The organism is Streptomyces sp. NBC_01546, from assembly GCF_045208355.1.
GTDB lineage: Bacteria > Actinomycetota > Actinomycetes > Streptomycetales > Streptomycetaceae > Streptomyces.
This window is the reverse complement of record NZ_CP109379.1, coordinates 1,552,109-1,571,400: the sequence shown is the minus strand read 5'-3', so window position 1 is coordinate 1,571,400 and position 19,292 is coordinate 1,552,109. Positions and strand designations below refer to the sequence as shown.

Here is a 19,292-nt window from a genome sequence, read left to right as displayed (position 1 = left end):
AACGAGGGCCGTAAGCGGAATCCTTGGGGGTATGTGTGCGTTGGGATGGTCGTAGACCGACGACCGTCCCGACCCCCCATCCTCCCAGGAGGCGCCTTGACCGGCTCCCGTCCCCTGCGTCCCCGGCTGCGTGCCCTGCGGCCCGAAGCCTTCGGCGCGGACCCGTCCGGCGCCCGGCTGGAGCGGATCCACCGCTCGCCGAACTTCGCCGACGGCGTCTTCAAGAACCCGCTCGGGGCCCGGACCAGGCCCTCGGGGTCGATGACCGAGTTCGCCAAGATCTACTTCCACCGGGAGCAGCGGGTCCGGCGCATCCCCGGCGCGCCGATCCCCGTGTACCCGACGACCCTCGCGGAGCTGGCGAAACCGCCCGCGAGCGGACTGCGGCTCACCTGGATGGGGCACTCCAGCGTGCTCGCGGAGATCGACGGGCGACGCGTGCTGTTCGACCCGGTGTGGGGCGAGCGGTGCTCGCCCTTTCCCTTCGCCGGGCCCAAGCGGCTGCACCCCGTGCCCGTGCCGCTGGCCTCGCTGGGCCCGGTCGACGTCGTGGTCATCTCGCACGACCACTACGACCACCTCGACCTGCCGACGATCAAGGAGCTGGCCGGTACGGACACGCTCTTCGCGGTCCCGCTGGGAGTCGGCGCGCACCTGGAGCGCTGGGGCGTCCCGGCCGACCGGCTGCGCGAGCTGGACTGGAACGAGACCACCAAGATCGCCGGGCTCACGCTCACCGCGACCCCCGCCCGGCACTTCTGCGGACGCGGGCTGCGCAACCAGCAGCACACCCTGTGGGCCTCCTGGGTCGTCGCGGGGGACGAGCACCGGATCTACCACAGCGGGGACACCGGCTACTTCCCCGGTTTCAAGGAGATCGGCGCCGAGCACGGGCCCTTCGACGCCACGATGATCCAGATCGGCGCCTACTCCGAGTACTGGCCCGACATCCACATGACGCCCGAGGAGGGCTTGCGCGCCCACCTCGACCTCCAGGGCGGCACCCCGCACGGCACGATGCTGCCGATCCACTGGGGCACCTTCAACCTGGCCCCCCACCCGTGGGACGAGCCGGGCGAGGGAACCGTCACCGCGGCGGAGGGGGTCGGAGCCGCGATCGCCCTGCCGATCCCGGGCCAGCCCTTCGAGCCGGGCACCGCAGGTCTTCCGGACCAGCCGTGGTGGCGGCCGTTCGTGGTGGGCGGCCACGCCGCACCGGAGGTGTCCGTCGCCGCGGTCGCCGCGGCCCGGGCGACGGGCGTGATCCGCGAGGAGCCGGAAGCCGTCGGTTCCTGAGCCCCGGCGGCCCGGTGGCGGCGGAGGTCCGCGGGGCTCGGGCCGCCGGATCCACGGCGGACCCACGCCGGGATCACGCCGGATCCAGGTTGGGATCACGCCGGATCCACGCCGGAGGCGACCCGGGGGATTCGGGCGGTTGTGCGAGCGCTCCACCGGGAGCGGGAAGCACCCCCGCGAACTTCCCCAACTGGACGTCCGGGGCGGGACGGTGCGGTCTAGCGTGGGTATTCGGTGATCAACACCGGGCCCCGGGATCGCTGGGGGCCGGGCCCCACGTACCGAGGACGCCGATGTCCGGACTCCGCGCCGCCCGCCACGCCCCGTCGAGACACGCCGTCACCGGTCCCGGCCGGCAGACACGCCCCCAGCTGGTCCGGGCCGCCGTACTGCCCACGCTCGCCGCCGGGCTCAGCGGCACCGCCGCGGTCATCTTCACCCTCCAGCTCGGCGGGGGAGCCGGGGACCGGGACGCCCGGCTCTGGCCTGTGCTCACCGGCTGCGCCCTCCTTTTCGTCGCAGCCCTCGCCGCTGCCCTGCTCGGCGCCCAGCGCGCCGCCAAGGCCGTACGGGACCGGTGCGAGGCGCTGCGCCGTTCCAGCGTGCGCGGCCGCCAGGAGCTGCGCGGCGCCGCAGACCGGCTGGAGCGCGGCGAGGCCCCGCCCCGCCCGGTGCGCGGCGGCCCGACCGGGCCCCCGGCCGGCGCCGACCCGGCGGGGGTGGACGAGTTCTGGCTGCTCTCCCAGGAGCTGCGCGGCGCCCGCGAACAGGCCCACGAGACCCTCGTACGGCTGGCCGGCCCGGCCACCCCGTCCGACAGCGAGCGGAAGGTCGAGGTCTTCGTCAACCTCGCGCGCCGCCTGCAGTCCCTCGTCCACCGCGAGATCTCGCTGCTGGACGAGCTGGAGGACACGGTCGAGGACCCGGACCTGCTCAAGGAGCTCTTCCACGTCGACCACCTCGCCACCCGCATCCGCCGCCACGCCGAGAACCTCGCCGTGCTCGGCGGCGCCGCCTCCCGGCGCCAGTGGACCCGGCCCATCGACCTGAGCGAGGTGCTCCGCTCCTCGGTCGCGGAGGTCGAGCAGTACACCCGGGTCAAGGTCGTCCCCCCGGCGGGCGGCAGCGTACGCGGCCATGCCGTCGCCGATGTGGTGCACCTGCTGGCCGAACTGGTCGAGAACGCCACGGTGTTCTCCGCCCCCGACACCGACGTGGTGCTGCGCGCCGAACGGGTCACCGCCGGGATCGCGGTGGAGGTGGAGGACCGGGGGCTGGGCATGCCGGCGGAGGAACAGCGCCGGATGAACGCCCTGCTCGGCGACCCCGACCAGATCAGCGTCCGGGATCTGCTGGCGGACGGGCGGATCGGGCTGTTCGTCGTCTCGGCGCTGGCCCGTCGGCACGGGATCGCCGTCGAGCTCAAGTCCAACATCTACGGCGGGGTGCTCGCCGTGCTGGTGCTGCCGCAGGAGCTGCTGGGCGTGGAGGGGCCGAGCGCCGCCGATGCGGCGGGGGGCTCCCGCGCCACCTCGTGGGGGACCGGGCAGGCGGCGCCGATGCCGATGCCGCCGGTGCCACCGCCGCCGCTGGAGCCCGTACGGGTGAACCTGCCGCGGCCGGAACCGGCCGAGCCCCTGCCGGAGGACTGGCCCGCGGCCGCCCCGGGGGCTGTCCCGGGGCCGGCCGGGCCCGGTCACTGGCCCGCGTCCGGGCCTGGGCCTGAAGCCGTCGCCGTCCCAGGCCCAGGCCCCGGGCAGCGGCCCGCAGGCGCGGCCGTGCCGCTGCCCGCGCCCCGAGCCGGGGACGGGGCCACGGCTTCAGCGGCGGCCCTCCCCGAGCGGTGGGCCGAGCCGGCGCCCGGGCCTGAGCCCGCAGCCGCAGCCCCGGCCGGGACCGGCACTCGGGCCGGGGCGGCGGCCGGGGCCGAAGCCCAGCCCGTGCCGTCCGAGCCCGAGGCCGCGGACCGGCCGCAGCTGCCGCGCCGCCGGGCCCAGCAGCACCTCGCGCCCCAGCTGCGCGAGGCCCCCGCTCCGCGGCGGGCCCCGGACACCGAGCAACCCGTACACGACCCGGGCCTGATGGCCGCCTTCCAACGGGGCTTCGGCCTCGCCCAGTCGGAGAACCAGGTATGACCCCGACCCCTCACCTCAGCAAGGAGCGCACCCCCATGGGCGGCGAAGTGGCGACGACGACCGGCGGTCGGCTCTCGGACCTGGACTGGCTGCTCAGCGGCCTGGTGCAACGCGTCCCGTACACGCGCAGCGCCGTGCTGCTCACCGCCGACGGCCTGGTGACCTGCGTGCACGGCATGGACCCCGACAGCGCCGACCACATGGCGGCGCTGGCCTCCGGGCTCTACTCGCTGGGGCGCAGCGCCGGATCCCGCTTCGGGAACGGCGCGGAGGTCCGTCAGGTCGTCGTCGAACTCGACACCGCGCTCGTCTTCGTGTCGGCCGCCGGTTCGGGTACCTGCCTGGCGGTCCTCGCCGACCGCGAGGCCGACGCCGGGGTGCTCGGCTACGAGATGGCGATGCTGGTCAAGAGCGTGCGGCCGTACCTGGCTGCCCCGCCGCGGCGGCCCGTCGCCGACCCGGAGCGATGAGGGGCCGCGCGACGGGGGCGTACGCGAAGGGGCGGGACACACCCTGGCTCGACGACTCGGCGGGCCGGGTGATGCGCCCGTACACCGCCAGTGGCGGGCGGACCCGGCCGGGTTTCGCCCTCGACCTGCTCTCGCTGGTGACCGCGACCGGGGTGCGGCCGCGCGTACCGATGGGGGCGGAGCACACGCTCGCCCTCCGGCTGTGCGCGGGCGCCGCGGCGGTCACGGTCGCCGAGGTGGCCGGGCAACTGCGGCTGCCCGCGGTGGTGGTGAAGGTGCTCTTGTCCGATCTGATGGAACACGGGGCCGTCATGGCGCAGGCGCCGCGGTTCCCGGGCGGCGGGTCGTTCGCCGCCGATGACCAGTCCCTTCTCCGGGCGGTGCTCGATGGCCTACACAAACGGCTGTGACGCACCCGCCCCCGGTTCCGCTCCCGCGACGCTGAAGATCCTGGTCGCGGGCGGTTTCGGGGCGGGCAAGACCACCTTCGTGGGCGCGGTGAGCGAGATCGAGCCGCTGAGCACGGAGGAGCTGCTGAGCGACCTCAGCGAGGCCGCGGACCCGCTGGACGGGGTCGAGGCCAAGAGCACCACGACGGTCGCGCTGGACTTCGGCCGCATCACGCTGGACCAGCGGCACGTGCTCTACCTCTTCGGGACGCCCGGGCAGCACCGCTTCTGGTTCCTGTGGGAGGAGCTGTGCGCCGGCGCGCTCGGGGCGGTGGTGCTCGCCGACACCCGCCGCCTCGACGACTGCTTCCCCGCGGTGGACTTCTTCGAGCGGCGCGGGATCGGTTTCATCGTCGCCGTCAACGAGTTCGACGGCGGTCACCGCTACGGGCCCGACGAGGTCCGCGAAGCGGTGGGGCTGGGGCCCGAGGTGCCCGTCGTACGGTGCGACGCGCGCCTGACCAGCTCCGGGACGGGGACGCTGGCCGCCCTCGTCCGTCATCTCCTGTGCACGGCCACAGTCAGCTCTTCGTCTTCGGAGTCGGGGGAACCGTCATGACGTACTACGAATCGACCGGACACCTGCTGCTCACGCCCGTGGACCGGGAGGCGCCCGCGCGCGCCGTCCGGCTGCGGGAACTGGGCCTGGGCGAGCGGGTGGACGCCGAACTGGACGCCTTCGCCCGGCGCGTCGCGGACGTGCTGGCCGCGCCGTACGCGGGGGTCAACTTCATCGGCGAGGAACGGCAGTTCTTCGCCGGGCTGCACCATGCGGCGGAGGCCCCGGCGAGCACGTACCCGGCGCGGGTGCTGGCCCGCGACCACGGTTACTGCCCGCACGTGGTGGTGCGGCGCCGGGCGCTGGTGCTCGAGGACGTACGGGACTTCGCGCGCTTCGCGGGCAACGCGGTGGTGGACGAGAGCGGAGTGCGCTCGTACGTGGGCGCGCCGCTGACGGACCGGCGGGGGATCGTACTGGGCACGGTGTGCGGGGTGGACGTGGTGCCGCGCCGGTGGGGCACGGAGGGCCTCGCGAAGGTGAAGTCGCTGGCGGCGGAACTGGTGGAGCTCCTCCATGCCCGGGAGGACCGGCGGCAGACGGCGTAGCCCGGCGCGGCGACGCGGCGGCCCGGCGGATGTCAGTGGCGGGGTCTACGGTCGTGGACGAGGGGTCACCGATGGCCGGAGAGGGGTCGTGGCATGGGCACCACCGCGCAGGACGTCCGTACGATCGCGCTGTCGCTTCCGGACAGCAGCGAGAAGCCGGCCTGGGGCATGCCGACCTTCCGGGTGGGCGGAAAGATCTTCGCCGCGCTGGGTGATGACGACACCTCGATCGGGGTGAAGTGCCCCAAGGAGGACCGGGCCGAGCTGATCGCGGCGGAGCCGGAGAAGTTCTTCATACGCGAGGGCCACGACGACAACTACGCCTGGCTGCGGGTCCGGCTGGAGGCGGTGGAGGACGGGGCGGAGCTGCGCTCGATCCTGATCGACTCCTGGATACAGGCGGCCCCGAAACGGCTGGCGGCGGCCCATCCGGAACTGGCCGACGGGGGCACGGGTGACGTGGGCGGCGAGGCCGGCGAGGGCTGAGCGCACGGCGGCACGGAGACCGCGCCGCCGTCGCGGCGATGACGAGGACAGGATTCGAGAGCGGTTCCAGGCCTCCGCCGGCATCGCCGCCACCTCGCGCAGCACCCCGTTCCAGTGGACCAGCAGCCGGCCCGGGCGGCATGCGGGCGAGCCTGCCATCGGCGCGGCCCGCGTTTCCACCGGCTATCGCACCGGCAGACGCAGGAAGCCGGTGATGCGGTCGCGCAGGGACCGTGGGTCCAGGCCGTGGGCCGCGGTGTGCTCGTCGATCGTGCCGTAGCGGCGCAGCTCGGCGCGGCCCACGCCCAGGCCCAGCACCCGGTGGGGCGTGTCGGCCAGGGCGTCGTTCGCGGCGGTCGTGGAGGTGCCGGCGAGGTACGGCTCGACGAGGACCACATCGGCCGTGGCGGCGCTCCCGGCGCTCCAGGCGGCCGCGCGCAGCGTCGCCCCGTCGAAGGGACGCACGGTGGGGGCGTACAGCACGGTCAGGTCCAGGCCCTCGGTCGCCGCGAGGACGTTGTCCAGCAGCGGGCCGACGGCGACCACCACGCCGGCGCGTCCCTCCCGTACGGTCTGGAACCGCAGGCCTTCCACCGGGCGCGGCGCGGCGTTCGACTGCTGGGAGAGCCGGACGTAGACCTTGTCGTCCCCGGCGGCGTAGGCGTGCCGCAGCAGCGCCTCCGCCTCGTCGGGGTGTCCGGGGACGTGGACGGTCCAGCCGTCGAGGGTGTCCAGCAGCGCCACGTCGCCCGGCGCCATGTGCGTGAACCCGCCGGCCGGCCAGTCGTAACTGGCGCTCGCGCTGACGAGGACGCCCCCCGTGCCCTGGTGTCCGAAGTCCAGCTTGACCTGCTCGAACGGCCGCTCCACGAGGAAGCTGGCGAAGGTGTGCACGACCGGCCGCATGCCGGTGAGGGCAAGGCCGCCGCCGACGCCGACGAGCAGCTGTTCCCGGATCCCGACGTTGATCACCCGGTCCGGGTGGCGCCGCTGGGCGGGGAGGAACCCGTCCATGCTGATCTCGGCGAGTACGAGGGCCAGCCGCGGATCCTCGTCGAGCAGGCGTGACGTGACGGAGATGAATCGTTCCCGCATGGTGTCCATGTAAATCTCGGCTCCCCTACTGCTTCTGCTTCTCTACTGCTTCTTCTCGACACGGGCGACCACGACGTGCGGTCGGCCGGGGTGCGGCGCGGTGAAGGCGGCGTGCAGCGCGGCGTGGTCCCGCCCGTCCACGGTGGCCGTGGACCAGCCGGCGGCCTCGAACCGGGCCGCGATCCCGCCCGGCCAGCCGTGCGTCGCGGAGTCGTTGTCGATCACCACGGTGTGCAGCCTCTCCAGCCCGGCGGAGCCCGCGTAGGCGAGTGCCTCGTGGTTGCTGCCCTCGTCCAGCTCCGCATCCCCGATCAGCACCCATATCGCCGGCTCGGCCAGCCCCTGGGCGCGCAGCCCCAGCGCGCTGCCGACGGCGAGCGGCAGCCCGTGCCCGAGCGACCCGCTGCCGATCTCCACACCGGGGATCAGGGTGCGGTCCGGGTGGTGCCCGAGGGGCGACTCGTACGAGCCGAAGCCGGGCAGCCACTCGACGGGGAAGAACCCCTTGGCGGCGAGCACGGCGTAGTACGCCATCGGCCCGTGCCCCTTGGACAGCAGGAACCGGTCGCGCCCGGCATCCTCGGCGGTCCCGGGCGTCACCCTCAGCACCCGGTCGTAGAGCACCCACAGCGCGTCGAGCGTGGAGGTGGCGGCGGGCCCGTGCTTCTCGGCCCCGGTCATGAGGCCGATCAGCCGGCCCAGATCCTCGTAGCGGAACACCGTGTCCGCGGTTGCCTGCGTCATGAGTGGATCATGCAACCTCAAGCGCGATCGAGGTCAAGAGGCTCCCGGCCCGGATCCGCGACCGGAAAGGTGCGCGCGACCACCCCACGAAGTGCGGTATCGTTCTCCTGCGCGTTCATCCAGGGGAAACCCCAGGTCAGCGGGCATCGGGACGTGGCGCAGCTTGGTAGCGCACTTGACTGGGGGTCAAGGGGTCGCAGGTTCAAATCCTGTCGTCCCGACCATGCGGAAACGCAGGTCGGAGGCCGTTCTCTCACACATGAGAGGGCGGCCTTTTCCATGCCCGGAATGCTGGTGGTCGCAGTGTGGTCGCACGCCCGCTTTGGGGTTGGCTGGCGGTGGGGTGGAAGCCGGTCGGGGTGGGGGGCGGAGCCGGTTGAGGGCTTCGTGGAGGTGCTGGATGTGGTCGCGTGGTGGTCGCAGCCGTTCCAGCCAGGCCCGTCGGTCGTTTCGTTTCTGGGCCCGGGTGAGGGTGTGGTCGATGGTGTCGACGGCTTCGCGGGCGGCCTGTTGGGTGAGGTGGCTGTAGACGTTGGCGGTGGTCGAGAGGGTGGAGTGCCGCAGCGTCTTGAAGACGAGGGTGAGGGGGACGCCGGCGGTGATGGTGATCGTGGCGGCCAGGTGCCGCAGGTCGTGAACGGTCACTCGCGGTACACCGGCCTCTTTGGAGAGTTGCCGGAGCCGGTCGAGGACGGTGTGGGGTCGCAGGGGCCGGCCGTCGGGTCTGCAGAAGACGAGCCCGGTGAACGGATCGCTGGGGTCGCTGTGGCGGCGGCAGCGTCGTGAAGGCGTGGAAGCCGCCGTCCGTCAGGAATCCGCGCAGGCCGAGTTCGATGCGGGCGGCGTAGCGCAGTGAGTCGTGCCGGTCCCCGTCCGCGCGGAGTTCGGGCGCGAGGCGGTAGGTGTCCTCGTACTCCTTGACCAGTTCGGTCACGCTGGCGTCGACGGCTGCGACCAGGTCGTTGACGCCGTACGTGTTGACCGAGACGCCGAAGCGGAGTTGGGCTTCGACCTTGTCGCCCTCGGTCACGGCGACGTCGCGCATGTTGTCGCCGAATCGCGCCAGCTTGAGGCTCTGCAGCTCGGAGCGGCCTGCCGCGGCCCGGGCCCAGGAGGCGATCCGGGCAGCGACCGAGGGGTCGCTGACGTGTCCGGCGACGGTCTTGCGTGCGACGCTGAGCCGGGACTGGATATAGCCGAACTCGCGGTCCCCGTGGGCCGCTTGGTTCAGGTTCATGAAGTCCATGTCGATCGACGCCCAGGGCAGTGCGGCATCGGCCTGGGTGTGCAGGTGGAGCAACGGCTTGCGCAGGGCGTCCAGGCCCGCGATCCACATTTTCGCCGGGGAGAAGGTGTGCATCCAGGCGATGAGGCCGATGCAGGTGTCGTCTGCGTTGGCGTCCAGGCAGACCCGCCGGATCGCGCCGGCGTCGGTGAGTACGGGCTTCCAGATGATGTTCACCGGGATGCCGGAGTCGCCGAGTGCGTCGGCGATCCGGCGGGGCTGCTCTGCGACCTGACGCAAGGTGTCGTCGCCGTACAGCCCTTGGCTGCCGGTCAGGAACCAGACTTCGCGGCCCTGGATTGCCTTCTGTGCCTTCATGGGGGCGTGGGTCTCCTTAGCGGGCAGCGGGCTGCTGGCCGTACACGTTCTGGTAGCGGTGGTTGAGGCGGTCGATGTCGTCCTGCGCTATCGGCAGGGGTTCGCCGAGCTGGCGGGAGATGTGGACGGTGCGGGCGACGTCCTCGCACATCACGGCGGCTTTGACGGCGGCCTTGGCGTCCTTGCCGATGGTGAAGACGCCGTGGCTCTTCATCAGGACGGCCGGTGAGCGGTGGCCCCGGAGGGTCTCGACGATGCCCCGGCCGATGGAGTCGTCGCCGATGAGCGCGAAGGGGCCGACGGGGATCTCGGCGCCGAACTCGTCGGCCATGGCGGTCAGTACGCAGGGCACGGCCTCTCCGTGCGCGGCCCAGGCGCTCGCGTACGTCGAGTGGGTGTGCACCACTCCGCCGACCTCGGGCATGTGGCGGTAGACGTAGGCGTGCGCGGTGTCTGGTTGGTGGACTCCGTGGCGTTCGCGGCCCATGGCGGCGGCCGCGGTGCGTACGTCCGGGTGCGCGCCGGCGGCGACGGCGGCGTGGATGGCGGAGCCGAGGGCGGGGCCCTGGGCGGACTCGGCGAGGGAGACGGGCCGGCGCAGCACGTCGGCGTAGATCCGCATGAGCAGGGGGTTCTTCTTCAGCCCGCAGGTCACGATGAACTCCGTGACGGGGACGCCGCCCTGCTCCAGGGTGTCGATGATGGTGCGGGTGCCGAAGGCGGTGGCCTCCAGCAGGGCGCGGTAGATCTCCTCGGGGCGGGTGGTGAGGGCGAGGCCGACGATGACTCCGGAGAGGTGGTGGTCGACGAGGGTGGAGCGGTTTCCGTTCATCCAGTCGAGGGCGACCAGGCCGTGGCCGCCGACGGGCTGGTCGGCGATCTTGCGGGACAGCAGTTGGTGCAGGTCCTCGCCGGTGGCTTCGGCCTCTGTGCGGTAGTGGGTCGGCACGCCTTGGCGCAGCCACCAGGCGAAGATGTCGCCGACCGCGCTCTGCCCGGCCTCGTAGCCGTAGGCGCCCTCCACGATGCCGCCGTCGACGACTCCGCAGATTCCGGGGACGTCGGCGAGGGCGGGGCCGTTGACGACGTGGCAGGTGGAGGTGCCCATGATGGCGAGCAGCTGGCCGTTCTCGACGGCCTGGGCGGCAGGGGCCGCGACATGGGCGTCGACGTTGCCGGTGGCGACGGCGATGCCCTCGGGCAGCCCGGTCCAGGCGGCGGCCTCGGCGGTGAGGGAGCCGGCCCGGGATCCCAGCGGCGACAGGGGATGCTCCAGCCGGGTGCGCGCGAAGTCGGCGAAATCGGGGTGCAGGGCGGCGAGGTAGTCCTCGCTGGGGTAGTGGCCGTCCTGGTGGATGCCCTTGTATCCCGCCGTGCAGGTGTTGCGGGTTTCGACGCCTGCGAGCTGCCAGACGATCCAGTCAGCAGCCTCGATCCAGCGCTCGGTGGCGGCGTAGGTGTCCGGGTCCTCCTCGATACCTGGAGCGCCTTGGCGTACTGCCATTCGGCGGAGATCTTGCCGCCGTAGCGGGAGATCCACTTCTCGGCGCGCAGGTGGGCGAGGTGGTTGATGCGGTCGGCCTGGCTCTGGGCCGCGTGGTGCTTCCAGAGCTTGGGCCAGGCGTGCGGGCGAACGCCCAGCTTGGTCTCGGCGAGCGGGGTGCCATCGGCCCGTACGGGGAGGACGGTGCAGGCGGTGAAGTCGGTGGCGATGCCGATGACGGCGGCCGGGTCGATGCCACTCGCGGCCACTGCGGCGGGGACGGCGGTGCGCAGCACCTCGCGCCAGTCCTCGGGGTGCTGGAGGGCCCAGTCGGGCGGCAGGGGCTGACCGGTGGTGGGGAGTTCACGCTCGATGACGCCGTGCGGTTACACGTGGACGGCGGAGCCGACCTCCTCGCCGTCGCGGACGCGGACCACCACGGCCCGGCCGGAGAGAGTGCCGAAGTCGACACCCACGACATGGCTCTCCGCGGTCTGGGGGGGAGGGGTCACGGTCACTTCACATCCTTCGTACGGAGCCCCGAGAGGGCGCAGCGATGCCGCGGGCATCGTCGGGGGATTGTTAGCGCTAACAATCAGCCTGTCAAGGCCGGGCTCGCCTTAAGCCGGTCAGACCTTGCGACGGCCGGCGATCAGGCGCTGGAGCAGGATGAAGACGAACCTCTCCGGACGCCAAGCGCACCAAGATCCGGCCATTTCCGGCGCAGTCATCGTGTTCACCGCGGCCTGGTCCCGCTTCTTTCGCCGCAGGCCGCTGGAGCACCTGCTCAACGGCGCCACCACGCTGGCGAAGTCCCTCCGATGAGGTCTCAGCTCTTCGCCCAGCCTGCCGTCGGGAGCCGCCGCGCACGTCGGCCGGCTTGCTGAACGGACGCGACAGCCCTCCCCCCTCCGCGATCTGACGCTGGAACGACGCGGTCTCAGTGGCCCGGTACCGGACTTCGGCGGGCGGCAACCTTTTCCGGAGCGGCGGCAACTGACGGGCACACCAGAAGGCGATCACACCCACGGGTCGCCCGATCTCCCGCCGCATGCCGCCGCGCACCGCTGACCTGAGCGGTTGTACGGGGCAGGGCCGAAGCAAGGAGTAGCCCCCATGAACGAGACGGATCCCACGGCGGACGGCCGCAGCCGGCGCAAGGCCGCGGCTGGTGGTGAGCGGCGTACGCGGGGGCGCCACCGCCGGCGCGGGATAACGATCGGCCTGATGCTGGGCGTGCCTGGAGTCCTCGGCCCCTACCTGCTGTTCGTGCAGGCCGATTCGAACGCCGCGACGGTGGATGCCGACGCCTACTACACGCTGACCTCTGTCCGCAGCGACAAGGTGCTCGACGTGCCGGGGGCGGACACGTCGGACGGCGTCTGGATACGGCAGGCGAGCCGCGTGGCAGGTGCCGCGAGTCAGCAGTGGCGGCTGAGGCAGGCGGGGGACGGCTACTACGAGGTGGAGAACCGCAGCAGCCACAAGGTCCTCGGAGTGCGCGGCGCTTCCAAGGAGTCCGCGGCGGCCGTCGAGCAGCAGACCGACCACGGTTCCGCCACGCAGCAGTGGAAGATGCAGGACGTGGGCGATGGGGCGGTGAAGTTCGTCTCCCGGAGCAACGGCATGGTGCTGGACGTGTGGGGCGGCTCCACCGGCGAGGGGGTGCCGCTCATCCAGTACGCCGACCGGGGCAGCACCAACCAGCAGTGGAAGCTGGTGAAGGCGGCCGGCTCGGGCAGGTACACCTGGCACAACGCGCAGATCGTCGGTGGAGGGTTCGTCACCGGGCTGGTCTTCAACCCCGCCCGCAAGGACCTGCTGTACGCCCGGACCGACATCGGCGGTGCCTACCGCTGGGACGCGACCGCCGCCCAATGGACCTCGTTGACCGACTGGATCGGTGGATCCGACTGGAACCTGCTCGGGATCGAGAGCCTGGCGACCGACCCCGTCGACCCGAACCGCCTGTACCTCGCGAGCGGCACTTACACCAATGACTGGGCGGGCAACGGCGCGATCCTCCGCTCCACCGACCAGGGCAAGACGTTCCAGCGCACCGACCTGCCGTTCAAACTGGGCGGCAACGAGGACGGCCGGTCCATGGGCGAGCGGCTGGTGGTGGACCCCGCCAACCACGGCACGCTCTACCTGGGCACCCGCAAGAACGGGCTCTGGCGCAGCACCGACTACGGCGTGACCTGGAGCCAGGTCGCCGCCTTCCCCGTCAAGGACGGTGCGAGCAGCGGCGTCGGCCTGTCCTTCGTGACCTTCGGCCCGGCCGGCAGCCGGACGATCTACGTCGGGGTGGCCGACAAGACCACCTCGCTGTACCGCTCCACCGACGGCGGCAGCAGCTGGCAGGCCGTGTCCGGCCAGCCCACAGGGCAGCTGCCGCAGCACGGTGTGCTGTCCGGTGACGGCTCGCTGTATCTGACGTACACCAATGCCCCGGGCCCGAACGGTGTGACGGCCGGTTCCGTGTGGAAGTACACGCCGTCCACCGGGGCCTGGAAGAACATTTCACCGTCCAGCGGTGGTTACGGCTTCGCCGGGCTGGCTGTCGATCCGCAGCGCCCGTCCACGGTGATGGTCACCACGCTGGACCGCTGGTGGCCCTCGGACGAGGTGTACCGGTCGACCGACGGCGGCGCCTCCTGGAAGGCGCTCGGCGCGACCTCGGTGCGGGACAACTCCGCTGCGCCGTACGTGGGCACGGGCATCGGGCACTGGATGGGCGCGCTGGCCATCAACCCCTTCGACTCCGGGCACGTGCTGTACGGCACCGGGTCGGGGATATGGGGCAGCAACGACGTGACCGCGGCGGACAAGGGGGGTGCCACGCACTGGACGGTCCCGGCCAAGGGGCTGGAGGAGACCGCGGTCCTCGGGCTGATCAAGCCCCCGGGCCTCCCGCTGATCAGTGCGCTCGGCGATGTCAGCGGATTCCGGCACGAGGACCTGACCAAGGTACCCGCCAAAGCACTCTCCGGACCGCTGTTCTCCAACACCACCGGCATCGACTTCGCCCAGGCGAAGCCGGGGTTCGTGGTCCGGGTCGGTCTCGGTGGCGAGCAGCACGGCGCCTATTCGACCGACGGCGGGGCCGGCTGGACGCCGTTCGCCGGGGAACCCGTGCGCGGAGCGGGCGGCGGGGCCGTGGCGGTCTCGGCGGACGGCGCCGCCGTCGTCTGGACGCCCGCGGGCCAGAGGCCGTTCCGCTCGACGAACCGCGGTGCGACCTGGACGGCCGCCTCCGGTCTGCCCGCGGACTCGGCCGTGGTGGCCGACCGTTCGTCGGCGAACACGTTCTACGCCCTCAAGGGCGGCACCCTGTACGCCAGCGCCGATGGCGGCAAGAGCTTCACCGCCCGGGCCACCGGCCTGGGTGACGGACAGCTCAAGGCGGCCCCGGGCGTCGCCGGTGACCTGTGGATCACAGGCGGAGGCAACGGACTCCTGCACTCCACCAATGGCGGGGCGAGCTTCAACAAGCTCGCCGGCGTGCAGCAGGCGCACGGTGTCGGCTTCGGCAAGCCCGCCCCGGGCGCCACCTACCAGGCTCTCTACCTCAGCGGGACGCTGAAGGGCGTAACCGGGGTGTTCCGCTCCATCGACGGCGGTTCGACCTGGGTCCGGATCAACGACGACCAGCACCAGTTCGGCGGGAGCGTCATCTCCGTCATCATCGGCGACCCGGACGTGTACGGCCGGGTCTACCTGGGCGGCTACGGCCGTGGCGTGGTGTACGGCGACGTGTCCTGATCGCCCCGGTCTCGGCGACATCGGCACCGGACCGGCAACCTTTTCGCCTTCGGCGGCCACTGATAAGTGCGACGTCGACTCGATCTACCGAACGGATGGGCATGAGGACAACGAAACACGGTGCGCCGCGGCCGCGGCGCAGACGCGGGGCGGCCGTCGGCATTCCGTTGGCGGTGACGGCAGTCGGTGCGCTGGCCTGCCTGGCCCTCACGCTCCTCCCCGGGAGCCGGTCCGGTGCCGGGCTTCCCACCGGCGCATCCGTAGCGGCTGCCCCAACGAACGCACCGTCCAGTTCCGGGTCGCCGGCAGCAGAGGCCGGCGCCGCGACCGCATCGACGCAGCCGACGGTCACGAGCCCGCCCCCGCCGTCAGCCGCCGGTGTCCCGACGCCCTCGGCCTCCAGCCCGGCACGCACGGAGTCGCCAGCCTCTTCGGCGGGACGGATCAAGCCCTCGGTCAGCTACCAGGGAGTCGCGACTTCCTATGCCGCGGGTGACGGCAATGGTGCCTGCCTGTACGGACCGTCCGGTGATCTCATGATCGCGGCGATGAACCACACCGACTACGAGTCGGCCAAAGCGTGCGGGGCGTACGTGCGGGTCCGCGCCGCCAACGGGAACTCCATCACGGTGCGGATCGTCAACGAGTGCCCCCTGCCCTGCGCACCGGGGCAACTCGACCTCAGCCAACAGGCCTTCGCCAAGCTCGCGAACCCCTCACTCGGCCGGATCCCGATCACCTGGACGCTGCTGAGCCCCGCCGCGCCCGACACGCTCTCCATCCGGTACAAGACCGGGTCCAGCCGCTCTTGGTGCGGCGTCCAGGTGATCGGGCATCGGAACCCGGTGGCGGTGCTCGAACTCCGGACCGCCAGCGGCTGGCGGAAACTGCCCCGCACCGACTACAACTACTTCCTCTCCACCGGCGGCAGCGGATGCGGCGGAGCGATCAGGGTCACCGACCTTTACGGAGAACAACTGACCGTCGAGGGGATCGCACTGAAACCGGACGTCGCGCAACAGACCCGCGTCCAGTTCGCCCGGCATTGACCGTGCCGTCCACCCACCGTCACGGCTCTGCCCCCGCGGTCAGCCACTGTCCGGCCGCAGTGATGGGCACTGTTACGCTCGAGCCGATTGTTAACGCGCACATAGCAGGGAGAGGGCGACCGGGGGAGATGCTCCTTCATGACGCGTCCGCGGAGTTTCACGACTTCTTCGAACGCCACTACGCCGAACTGGCCCGTCTCGCCCATCTCCTGACCGGCGAGACGGACGCGGCCGACGACCTTGCTGCGGATGCCCTGGTCGCCCTGTGGCAGCGCTGGGACCGGCTTCGCAAGGCTGACCACCCGCTCGCCTACGCTCGCGGCGTGGTCGCCAACATGGCGCGGGAACGGATCCGCAGTGCGGTGCGCGAGCGGCGCCGGATCGCGCTGTTCTGGTCCCGCAGTCCGGAGCAGGTGGCGGGGCCGGACGTGGCGGCCGTGCTGGACGTACGTACGGCGCTCGCCCGGCTGCCGTTCCGGAAGCGGTCGTGCGTGGTGCTGCGCCACGCCTTCGACCTCTCGGAGAAGGACACCGCGGCGGCGCTGGGCATATCGGTCGGTACGGTCAAGAGCCAGACCTCGAAGGGAATGGCCGAGTTGGAACGGATACTTGGCACACGAGCGGTCGGCGACCTGGTGGCGGGGAGGAGGAACCGGTGAACGAGGACATCACCCGTCGGCTGCGCGACGCCGCCGAGGCCCACCAGCCCGATCGCGCCCGGATGCTGGCCCGCGTGGAACGCGGGGCGGCCGACGGCACCGTCCGTCACCGCACACCGTCCATCGCGAGATCCTGGCCCAAGGCCGCCCTCGCAGGCCTCGCCATCACCGCCACCCTGGCCACGGGTGGTCTCGCGGTCGCGGGCATCGTCCGCACTCCGCCACCGTCGGACAGCGCCACCACCCCCGCGACCCCGTCCCCGACGTTTCCTTCCCGTCCGACGCCCTCTGCTCCCACCACCCCCGCCGCCCCGGCCCCGACTCCGACCACCACGGCCCCGGTCGGCCCGCGCCCCACTCCGCTGCCCAGCAGCCGGGTTCAGAACGGGCCCCTGTCGTCGGACGGCTCGGTGGATCCGCACAGCACCGTCTACTGGGCCCAGAGCAACCTCACTCTCAAGACCACACAGCCGCTCACCTCGCTCACCGTGGAACTGCGCATCGCCCAAACCGGCGGCGTGCAGAACACCGGCAACTGGCGCACCCTGCCGAGTGAAGACTTCATCGTCACCGTTCAGGAGGCCGGCGGAGCGCTGGTCTACCGCTGGGTCCTCAAACCGGGCCGTACCGTGCCGACCGGGCAGCATGAATTCGCCGGCCAGTACAACCACGCCACCGGCGTGCGCAACGCCACGGACGACGGCTACCGCGTCGACACGCAGACCCCGGGCGGCTCCGTCGCGGTCTGGGGAAGGTTCACCCCGGCACGGTAAGGCCCGGCCAGGTTCCGGCCGAGGAGTCAGGGGCCTCGCGGCGAAAGCCGATCGCCTCCTCCAGGAGCCTCTCGGCGCGATCCAAGACGGCGGCTTCCGGATACACCCGGAGCCGCACCAGCTGACGCCCTTCGCGGCGAACATCCGGCCGCGGTCGAAGGAGGTGGGAATGAGGCTCATGGATGCGCACCACGCGGGGCTGGTTGTCGCGGCGCAGGCCGGTGACGATCGGGCGCGCGAGGAGCTGATCGCCGCGTACCTGCCGTTGCTCTACAACATCGTCGGGCGAGCGCTGAGCGGACATGCCGACGTCGACGACGTCGTCCAGGAAACCCTGCTGCGCGTGGTGCGCGACCTGCCTGCCCTGCGTGCTCCGGAGAGCTTCCGGTCCTGGCTGGTCTCGATCGCGCTCCGCCAGATCAGTACCCACCGGCACCGGCAACGCGCCTTCGCCGGCCGGAGCACGGTCATCGACGAGGCACACCAGATACCGGACGCCGGCGCCGAACCTGGGGACATGACGATTCTGCGTCTGCATGTGTCGGACGAGCGCCGTCAGGTTGTCGAAGCCGGCCGGTGGCTCGACCCGGACCATCGAGTGCTGCTGTCGCTGTGGTGGCAGGAAGGCGCCGGCTCGCTGAGCCGCGACGACATCGCCGCCGCGACGGGGCTCACGGTCGCCCACGTCGGAGTGCGCCTGCAACGCATGCGCGAGCAGCTGGAACTGAGCCGGACGATCGTCGCCGCGCTGGAGGCCGACCCGCGCTGTCCGCAGTTGGACGAGGCCCTCATCGGCTGGGACGGTCTCCGTACATCGGTGTGGCGCAAGCGGATCGCGCGGCACACCCGCGGATGCCCGGTCTGCGCGGCGACGAAGACAGAACGGGTTCCGGTCGAGCGACTGCTCTTCAGCCTCGCCCCACTGGCGGTCCCGGCCGGGCTCATCGCCGCGCTGGCCGCCAAGGGCCTGCTGTCGGGTACGGCGGCCGGCGCCGCCGGGCTGGCCACGGCACCCGTCGCCGTCGGCACGGCGACGGGGGGAGGCAGTCTGCACAGCTTGCTGATCGGCAAACTCCACGCGGTGACCGCTCATCCGCTGGTGGCCCTCGCCACCGGCGCGGTCCTCGTCACCGGGACCGCCACCTACGTGACCTGGCCCGAACCGGCGCATCGGGTGCCCGGCGTCATCGCCGCTCCCACGGCCGGCAATCCCACGCCGATCCCGTCGAGCACCATCACGTCGGCCGGACCGTCCCCGGTGAGTCCGTCGGCCGTCGCGGGCACTGTTCCGCTGGGCGCACAGTCGCTGGAGTCCGTGGACGAGCCCGCCCTGTACCTCACGTATGCCGGCGACTTCGCGACGCTCGGCCGAGTCTCGGCGTCCAGCAGCGCGCAGACGCGGCAGCGGGTCACCTTCACGGTCGTCGGGGGGCTGGCCGACACTCGGTGCGTCACCTTCCTCGCCGCGGACGGCCGCTATCTGCGCCATCGTGACCTGCGGCTACGGCTGAGCACCAACGACGGCAGCGAACTGTTCCGTGAGGACGCCACCTTCTGTCCGCACCCCGGGGCGGTCGCCGGGTCGGTGACCTTGCACGCGCACAACTATCCCGGTTCCGTCCTCCGCTACCGCGACGGTGGCATCTGGCTCGATGGCTCCGACGGCACTCGGGCCTTCGCCGACCAGGCTTCCTTCATCATGCGAAGGCCCTGGGCTTGAGAACCGCTCCTTGAGCATGTGGCCCCCCGCGCAGTGACAGCTGGTGATCCTGCACCACGATCCTGCACCACGCTGTTCTCGACCTGGCAGCGAGCCGAGTGCTGCGCCGAAACCGGCTTCGGTCCGCGTTCGTCGACGGCTGACTCGGCGTACCGGCTTGAAGGCTGATCACCGCGACCGCCACCGATGACACCTCGCTGGTGATCAGGGCGGCGCCCTTTCCACAGGACGACCGGAACGCAGGGCTTGGCATAACGCTTTTCGCCCGCGCGATGCATCACCGGGCAATCATCCGGGCGGCGCCACTTTTCTGTTACGAGGCCATCAGTTCGGAGGCCTCCATTGTGTGGGGTGCTCTTCCCGCCGCTCACCTTGAGGGGCCGGCGTGGCAGGTCCCCCGACTTTCCCCGTTGACGTATCCCCTGAAGAAAGCCGCTCCAATGACGCGACACACCCAC

Annotated in this window: 17 protein-coding genes, 1 tRNA gene and 2 pseudogenes; 14 read left to right on the top strand and 6 right to left on the bottom strand. The window is 71.8% G+C overall.

Annotated features, from left to right (window positions below; genetic code table 11):
* The first annotated feature begins 96 nt into the window (after nucleotides 1–96).
* The 7 genes from OHA89_RS07560 (at nucleotide 97) to OHA89_RS07530 (ending at nucleotide 5,943) form a co-directional block, all read left to right on the top strand.
* Nucleotides 97–1,296 (top strand): MBL fold metallo-hydrolase, encoded by a 1,200-nt coding sequence (locus OHA89_RS07560; RefSeq protein WP_266613728.1) that lies wholly within the window; start codon nucleotides 97–99, stop codon nucleotides 1,294–1,296.
* 293 nt (nucleotides 1,297–1,589) lie between these two features.
* Complete coding sequence (locus OHA89_RS07555; RefSeq protein WP_406365730.1) at nucleotides 1,590–3,431, top strand: ATP-binding protein; 1,842 nt, start codon at nucleotides 1,590–1,592, stop codon at nucleotides 3,429–3,431.
* Nucleotides 3,432–3,466: 35 nt separating this feature from the next.
* Entirely contained in the window at nucleotides 3,467–3,901 is a 435-nt protein-coding gene (locus OHA89_RS07550) for a roadblock/LC7 domain-containing protein (RefSeq protein ID WP_266615312.1), read from the top strand.
* On the top strand, nucleotides 3,898–4,311 hold the full coding sequence (locus OHA89_RS07545; RefSeq protein ID WP_266613725.1) for a DUF742 domain-containing protein: 414 nt from the start codon (nucleotides 3,898–3,900) through the stop codon (nucleotides 4,309–4,311). Before OHA89_RS07550 ends, OHA89_RS07545 begins: the two co-directional genes overlap by 4 nt.
* Complete coding sequence (locus OHA89_RS07540; RefSeq protein ID WP_266613723.1) at nucleotides 4,289–4,909, top strand: ATP/GTP-binding protein; 621 nt, start codon at nucleotides 4,289–4,291, stop codon at nucleotides 4,907–4,909. The genes OHA89_RS07545 and OHA89_RS07540 overlap by 23 nt, the downstream gene beginning before the upstream one ends.
* Nucleotides 4,906–5,457: a GAF domain-containing protein gene (locus OHA89_RS07535; protein ID WP_266613721.1), complete on the top strand. Its 552-nt coding sequence runs from the start codon at nucleotides 4,906–4,908 to the stop codon at nucleotides 5,455–5,457. The genes OHA89_RS07540 and OHA89_RS07535 overlap by 4 nt, the downstream gene beginning before the upstream one ends.
* A gap of 93 nt (nucleotides 5,458–5,550) precedes the next feature.
* Nucleotides 5,551–5,943, top strand: coding sequence for an MmcQ/YjbR family DNA-binding protein (locus OHA89_RS07530; protein WP_266613719.1), 393 nt, complete (start codon nucleotides 5,551–5,553; stop codon nucleotides 5,941–5,943).
* 183 nt (nucleotides 5,944–6,126) lie between these two features.
* Here the strand turns inward: OHA89_RS07530 and OHA89_RS07525 are convergent, their stop codons facing one another.
* Both OHA89_RS07525 and OHA89_RS07520 read right to left on the bottom strand, forming a co-directional pair.
* The gene (locus OHA89_RS07525; protein WP_266613717.1) at nucleotides 6,127–7,047 is read right to left on the bottom strand and encodes a transketolase family protein; all 921 of its coding nucleotides are present in this window, start codon (nucleotides 7,045–7,047) and stop codon (nucleotides 6,127–6,129) included.
* Between the two features lie 33 nt (nucleotides 7,048–7,080).
* Entirely contained in the window at nucleotides 7,081–7,782 is a 702-nt protein-coding gene (locus OHA89_RS07520) for a transketolase (RefSeq protein ID WP_266613716.1), read from the bottom strand.
* A gap of 147 nt (nucleotides 7,783–7,929) precedes the next feature.
* On the opposite strand from OHA89_RS07520, the gene OHA89_RS07515 reads away from it, so the two are divergent.
* Nucleotides 7,930–8,006 (top strand) — tRNA-Pro (locus OHA89_RS07515).
* On the opposite strand, the gene OHA89_RS07510 is transcribed toward OHA89_RS07515, so the two are convergent.
* From OHA89_RS07510 to OHA89_RS07495, 4 genes and pseudogenes are all read right to left on the bottom strand, one after another.
* Nucleotides 7,969–8,490: a tyrosine-type recombinase/integrase gene (locus tag OHA89_RS07510; protein ID WP_406368437.1), complete on the bottom strand. Its 522-nt coding sequence runs from the start codon at nucleotides 8,488–8,490 to the stop codon at nucleotides 7,969–7,971. The genes OHA89_RS07515 and OHA89_RS07510 overlap by 38 nt on opposite strands.
* Nucleotides 8,491–8,560: 70 nt before the next feature.
* Nucleotides 8,561–9,385, bottom strand: a pseudogene (locus OHA89_RS07505) (L-arabinose isomerase); the annotation flags it as partial.
* A 16-nt stretch (nucleotides 9,386–9,401) separates the two neighbouring features.
* The gene (locus OHA89_RS07500) at nucleotides 9,402–9,788 is read right to left on the bottom strand and encodes a class II aldolase/adducin family protein (protein ID WP_406368435.1); all 387 of its coding nucleotides are present in this window, start codon (nucleotides 9,786–9,788) and stop codon (nucleotides 9,402–9,404) included.
* A pseudogene (locus OHA89_RS07495) lies at nucleotides 9,777–11,437 on the bottom strand (ribulokinase); the annotation flags it as partial. The gene OHA89_RS07500 and the pseudogene OHA89_RS07495, both read right to left, overlap by 12 nt.
* Before the next feature lie 100 nt (nucleotides 11,438–11,537).
* Between OHA89_RS07495 and OHA89_RS07490 the strand changes: the two are divergent.
* The 6 genes from OHA89_RS07490 to OHA89_RS07465 all read left to right on the top strand — a co-directional run bounded on the left by OHA89_RS07490 (nucleotide 11,538) and on the right by OHA89_RS07465 (nucleotide 18,834).
* Nucleotides 11,538–11,693, top strand: coding sequence for a hypothetical protein (locus tag OHA89_RS07490; RefSeq protein ID WP_406365727.1), 156 nt, complete (start codon nucleotides 11,538–11,540; stop codon nucleotides 11,691–11,693).
* A gap of 291 nt (nucleotides 11,694–11,984) precedes the next feature.
* Nucleotides 11,985–14,633 carry an RICIN domain-containing protein gene (locus tag OHA89_RS07485; RefSeq protein ID WP_406365726.1) on the top strand — a complete coding sequence of 883 codons (2,649 nt, stop codon included), beginning with the start codon at nucleotides 11,985–11,987 and terminating at the stop codon, nucleotides 14,631–14,633.
* 95 nt (nucleotides 14,634–14,728) lie between these two features.
* Nucleotides 14,729–15,682 (top strand): expansin EXLX1 family cellulose-binding protein, encoded by a 954-nt coding sequence (locus OHA89_RS07480; protein WP_322975507.1) that lies wholly within the window; start codon nucleotides 14,729–14,731, stop codon nucleotides 15,680–15,682.
* A gap of 128 nt (nucleotides 15,683–15,810) precedes the next feature.
* The gene (locus OHA89_RS07475; protein WP_257553333.1) at nucleotides 15,811–16,341 is read left to right on the top strand and encodes a SigE family RNA polymerase sigma factor; all 531 of its coding nucleotides are present in this window, start codon (nucleotides 15,811–15,813) and stop codon (nucleotides 16,339–16,341) included.
* Entirely contained in the window at nucleotides 16,338–17,114 is a 777-nt protein-coding gene (locus OHA89_RS07470) for a hypothetical protein (protein WP_257553332.1), read from the top strand. The genes OHA89_RS07475 and OHA89_RS07470 overlap by 4 nt, the downstream gene beginning before the upstream one ends.
* A gap of 169 nt (nucleotides 17,115–17,283) precedes the next feature.
* Nucleotides 17,284–18,834 carry a sigma-70 family RNA polymerase sigma factor gene (locus tag OHA89_RS07465; protein WP_406365725.1) on the top strand — a complete coding sequence of 517 codons (1,551 nt, stop codon included), beginning with the start codon at nucleotides 17,284–17,286 and terminating at the stop codon, nucleotides 18,832–18,834.
* Nucleotides 18,835–19,292 lie beyond the last annotated feature (458 nt).

What these genes read in the sequence shown, in the direction of transcription:
- OHA89_RS07555 (WP_406365730.1), top strand. Translation starts at nt 1,590, where the DNA reads ATGTCCGGACTCCGCGCCGCCCGCCACGCCCCGTCGAGACACGCCGTC.
- OHA89_RS07550 (WP_266615312.1), top strand. Translation starts at nt 3,467, where the DNA reads ATGGGCGGCGAAGTGGCGACGACGACCGGCGGTCGGCTCTCGGACCTG.
- OHA89_RS07545 (WP_266613725.1), top strand. Translation starts at nt 3,898, where the DNA reads ATGAGGGGCCGCGCGACGGGGGCGTACGCGAAGGGGCGGGACACACCC.
- OHA89_RS07540 (WP_266613723.1), top strand. Translation starts at nt 4,289, where the DNA reads ATGGCCTACACAAACGGCTGTGACGCACCCGCCCCCGGTTCCGCTCCC.
- OHA89_RS07535 (WP_266613721.1), top strand. Translation starts at nt 4,906, where the DNA reads ATGACGTACTACGAATCGACCGGACACCTGCTGCTCACGCCCGTGGAC.
- OHA89_RS07530 (WP_266613719.1), top strand. Translation starts at nt 5,551, where the DNA reads ATGGGCACCACCGCGCAGGACGTCCGTACGATCGCGCTGTCGCTTCCG.
- OHA89_RS07525 (WP_266613717.1), bottom strand. Translation starts at nt 7,047, where the DNA reads ATGGACACCATGCGGGAACGATTCATCTCCGTCACGTCACGCCTGCTC.
- OHA89_RS07520 (WP_266613716.1), bottom strand. Translation starts at nt 7,782, where the DNA reads ATGACGCAGGCAACCGCGGACACGGTGTTCCGCTACGAGGATCTGGGC.
- OHA89_RS07490 (WP_406365727.1), top strand. Translation starts at nt 11,538, where the DNA reads ATGAAGACGAACCTCTCCGGACGCCAAGCGCACCAAGATCCGGCCATT.
- OHA89_RS07485 (WP_406365726.1), top strand. Translation starts at nt 11,985, where the DNA reads ATGAACGAGACGGATCCCACGGCGGACGGCCGCAGCCGGCGCAAGGCC.
- OHA89_RS07480 (WP_322975507.1), top strand. Translation starts at nt 14,729, where the DNA reads ATGGGCATGAGGACAACGAAACACGGTGCGCCGCGGCCGCGGCGCAGA.
- OHA89_RS07475 (WP_257553333.1), top strand. Translation starts at nt 15,811, where the DNA reads ATGCTCCTTCATGACGCGTCCGCGGAGTTTCACGACTTCTTCGAACGC.
- OHA89_RS07465 (WP_406365725.1), top strand. Translation starts at nt 17,284, where the DNA reads ATGAGGCTCATGGATGCGCACCACGCGGGGCTGGTTGTCGCGGCGCAG.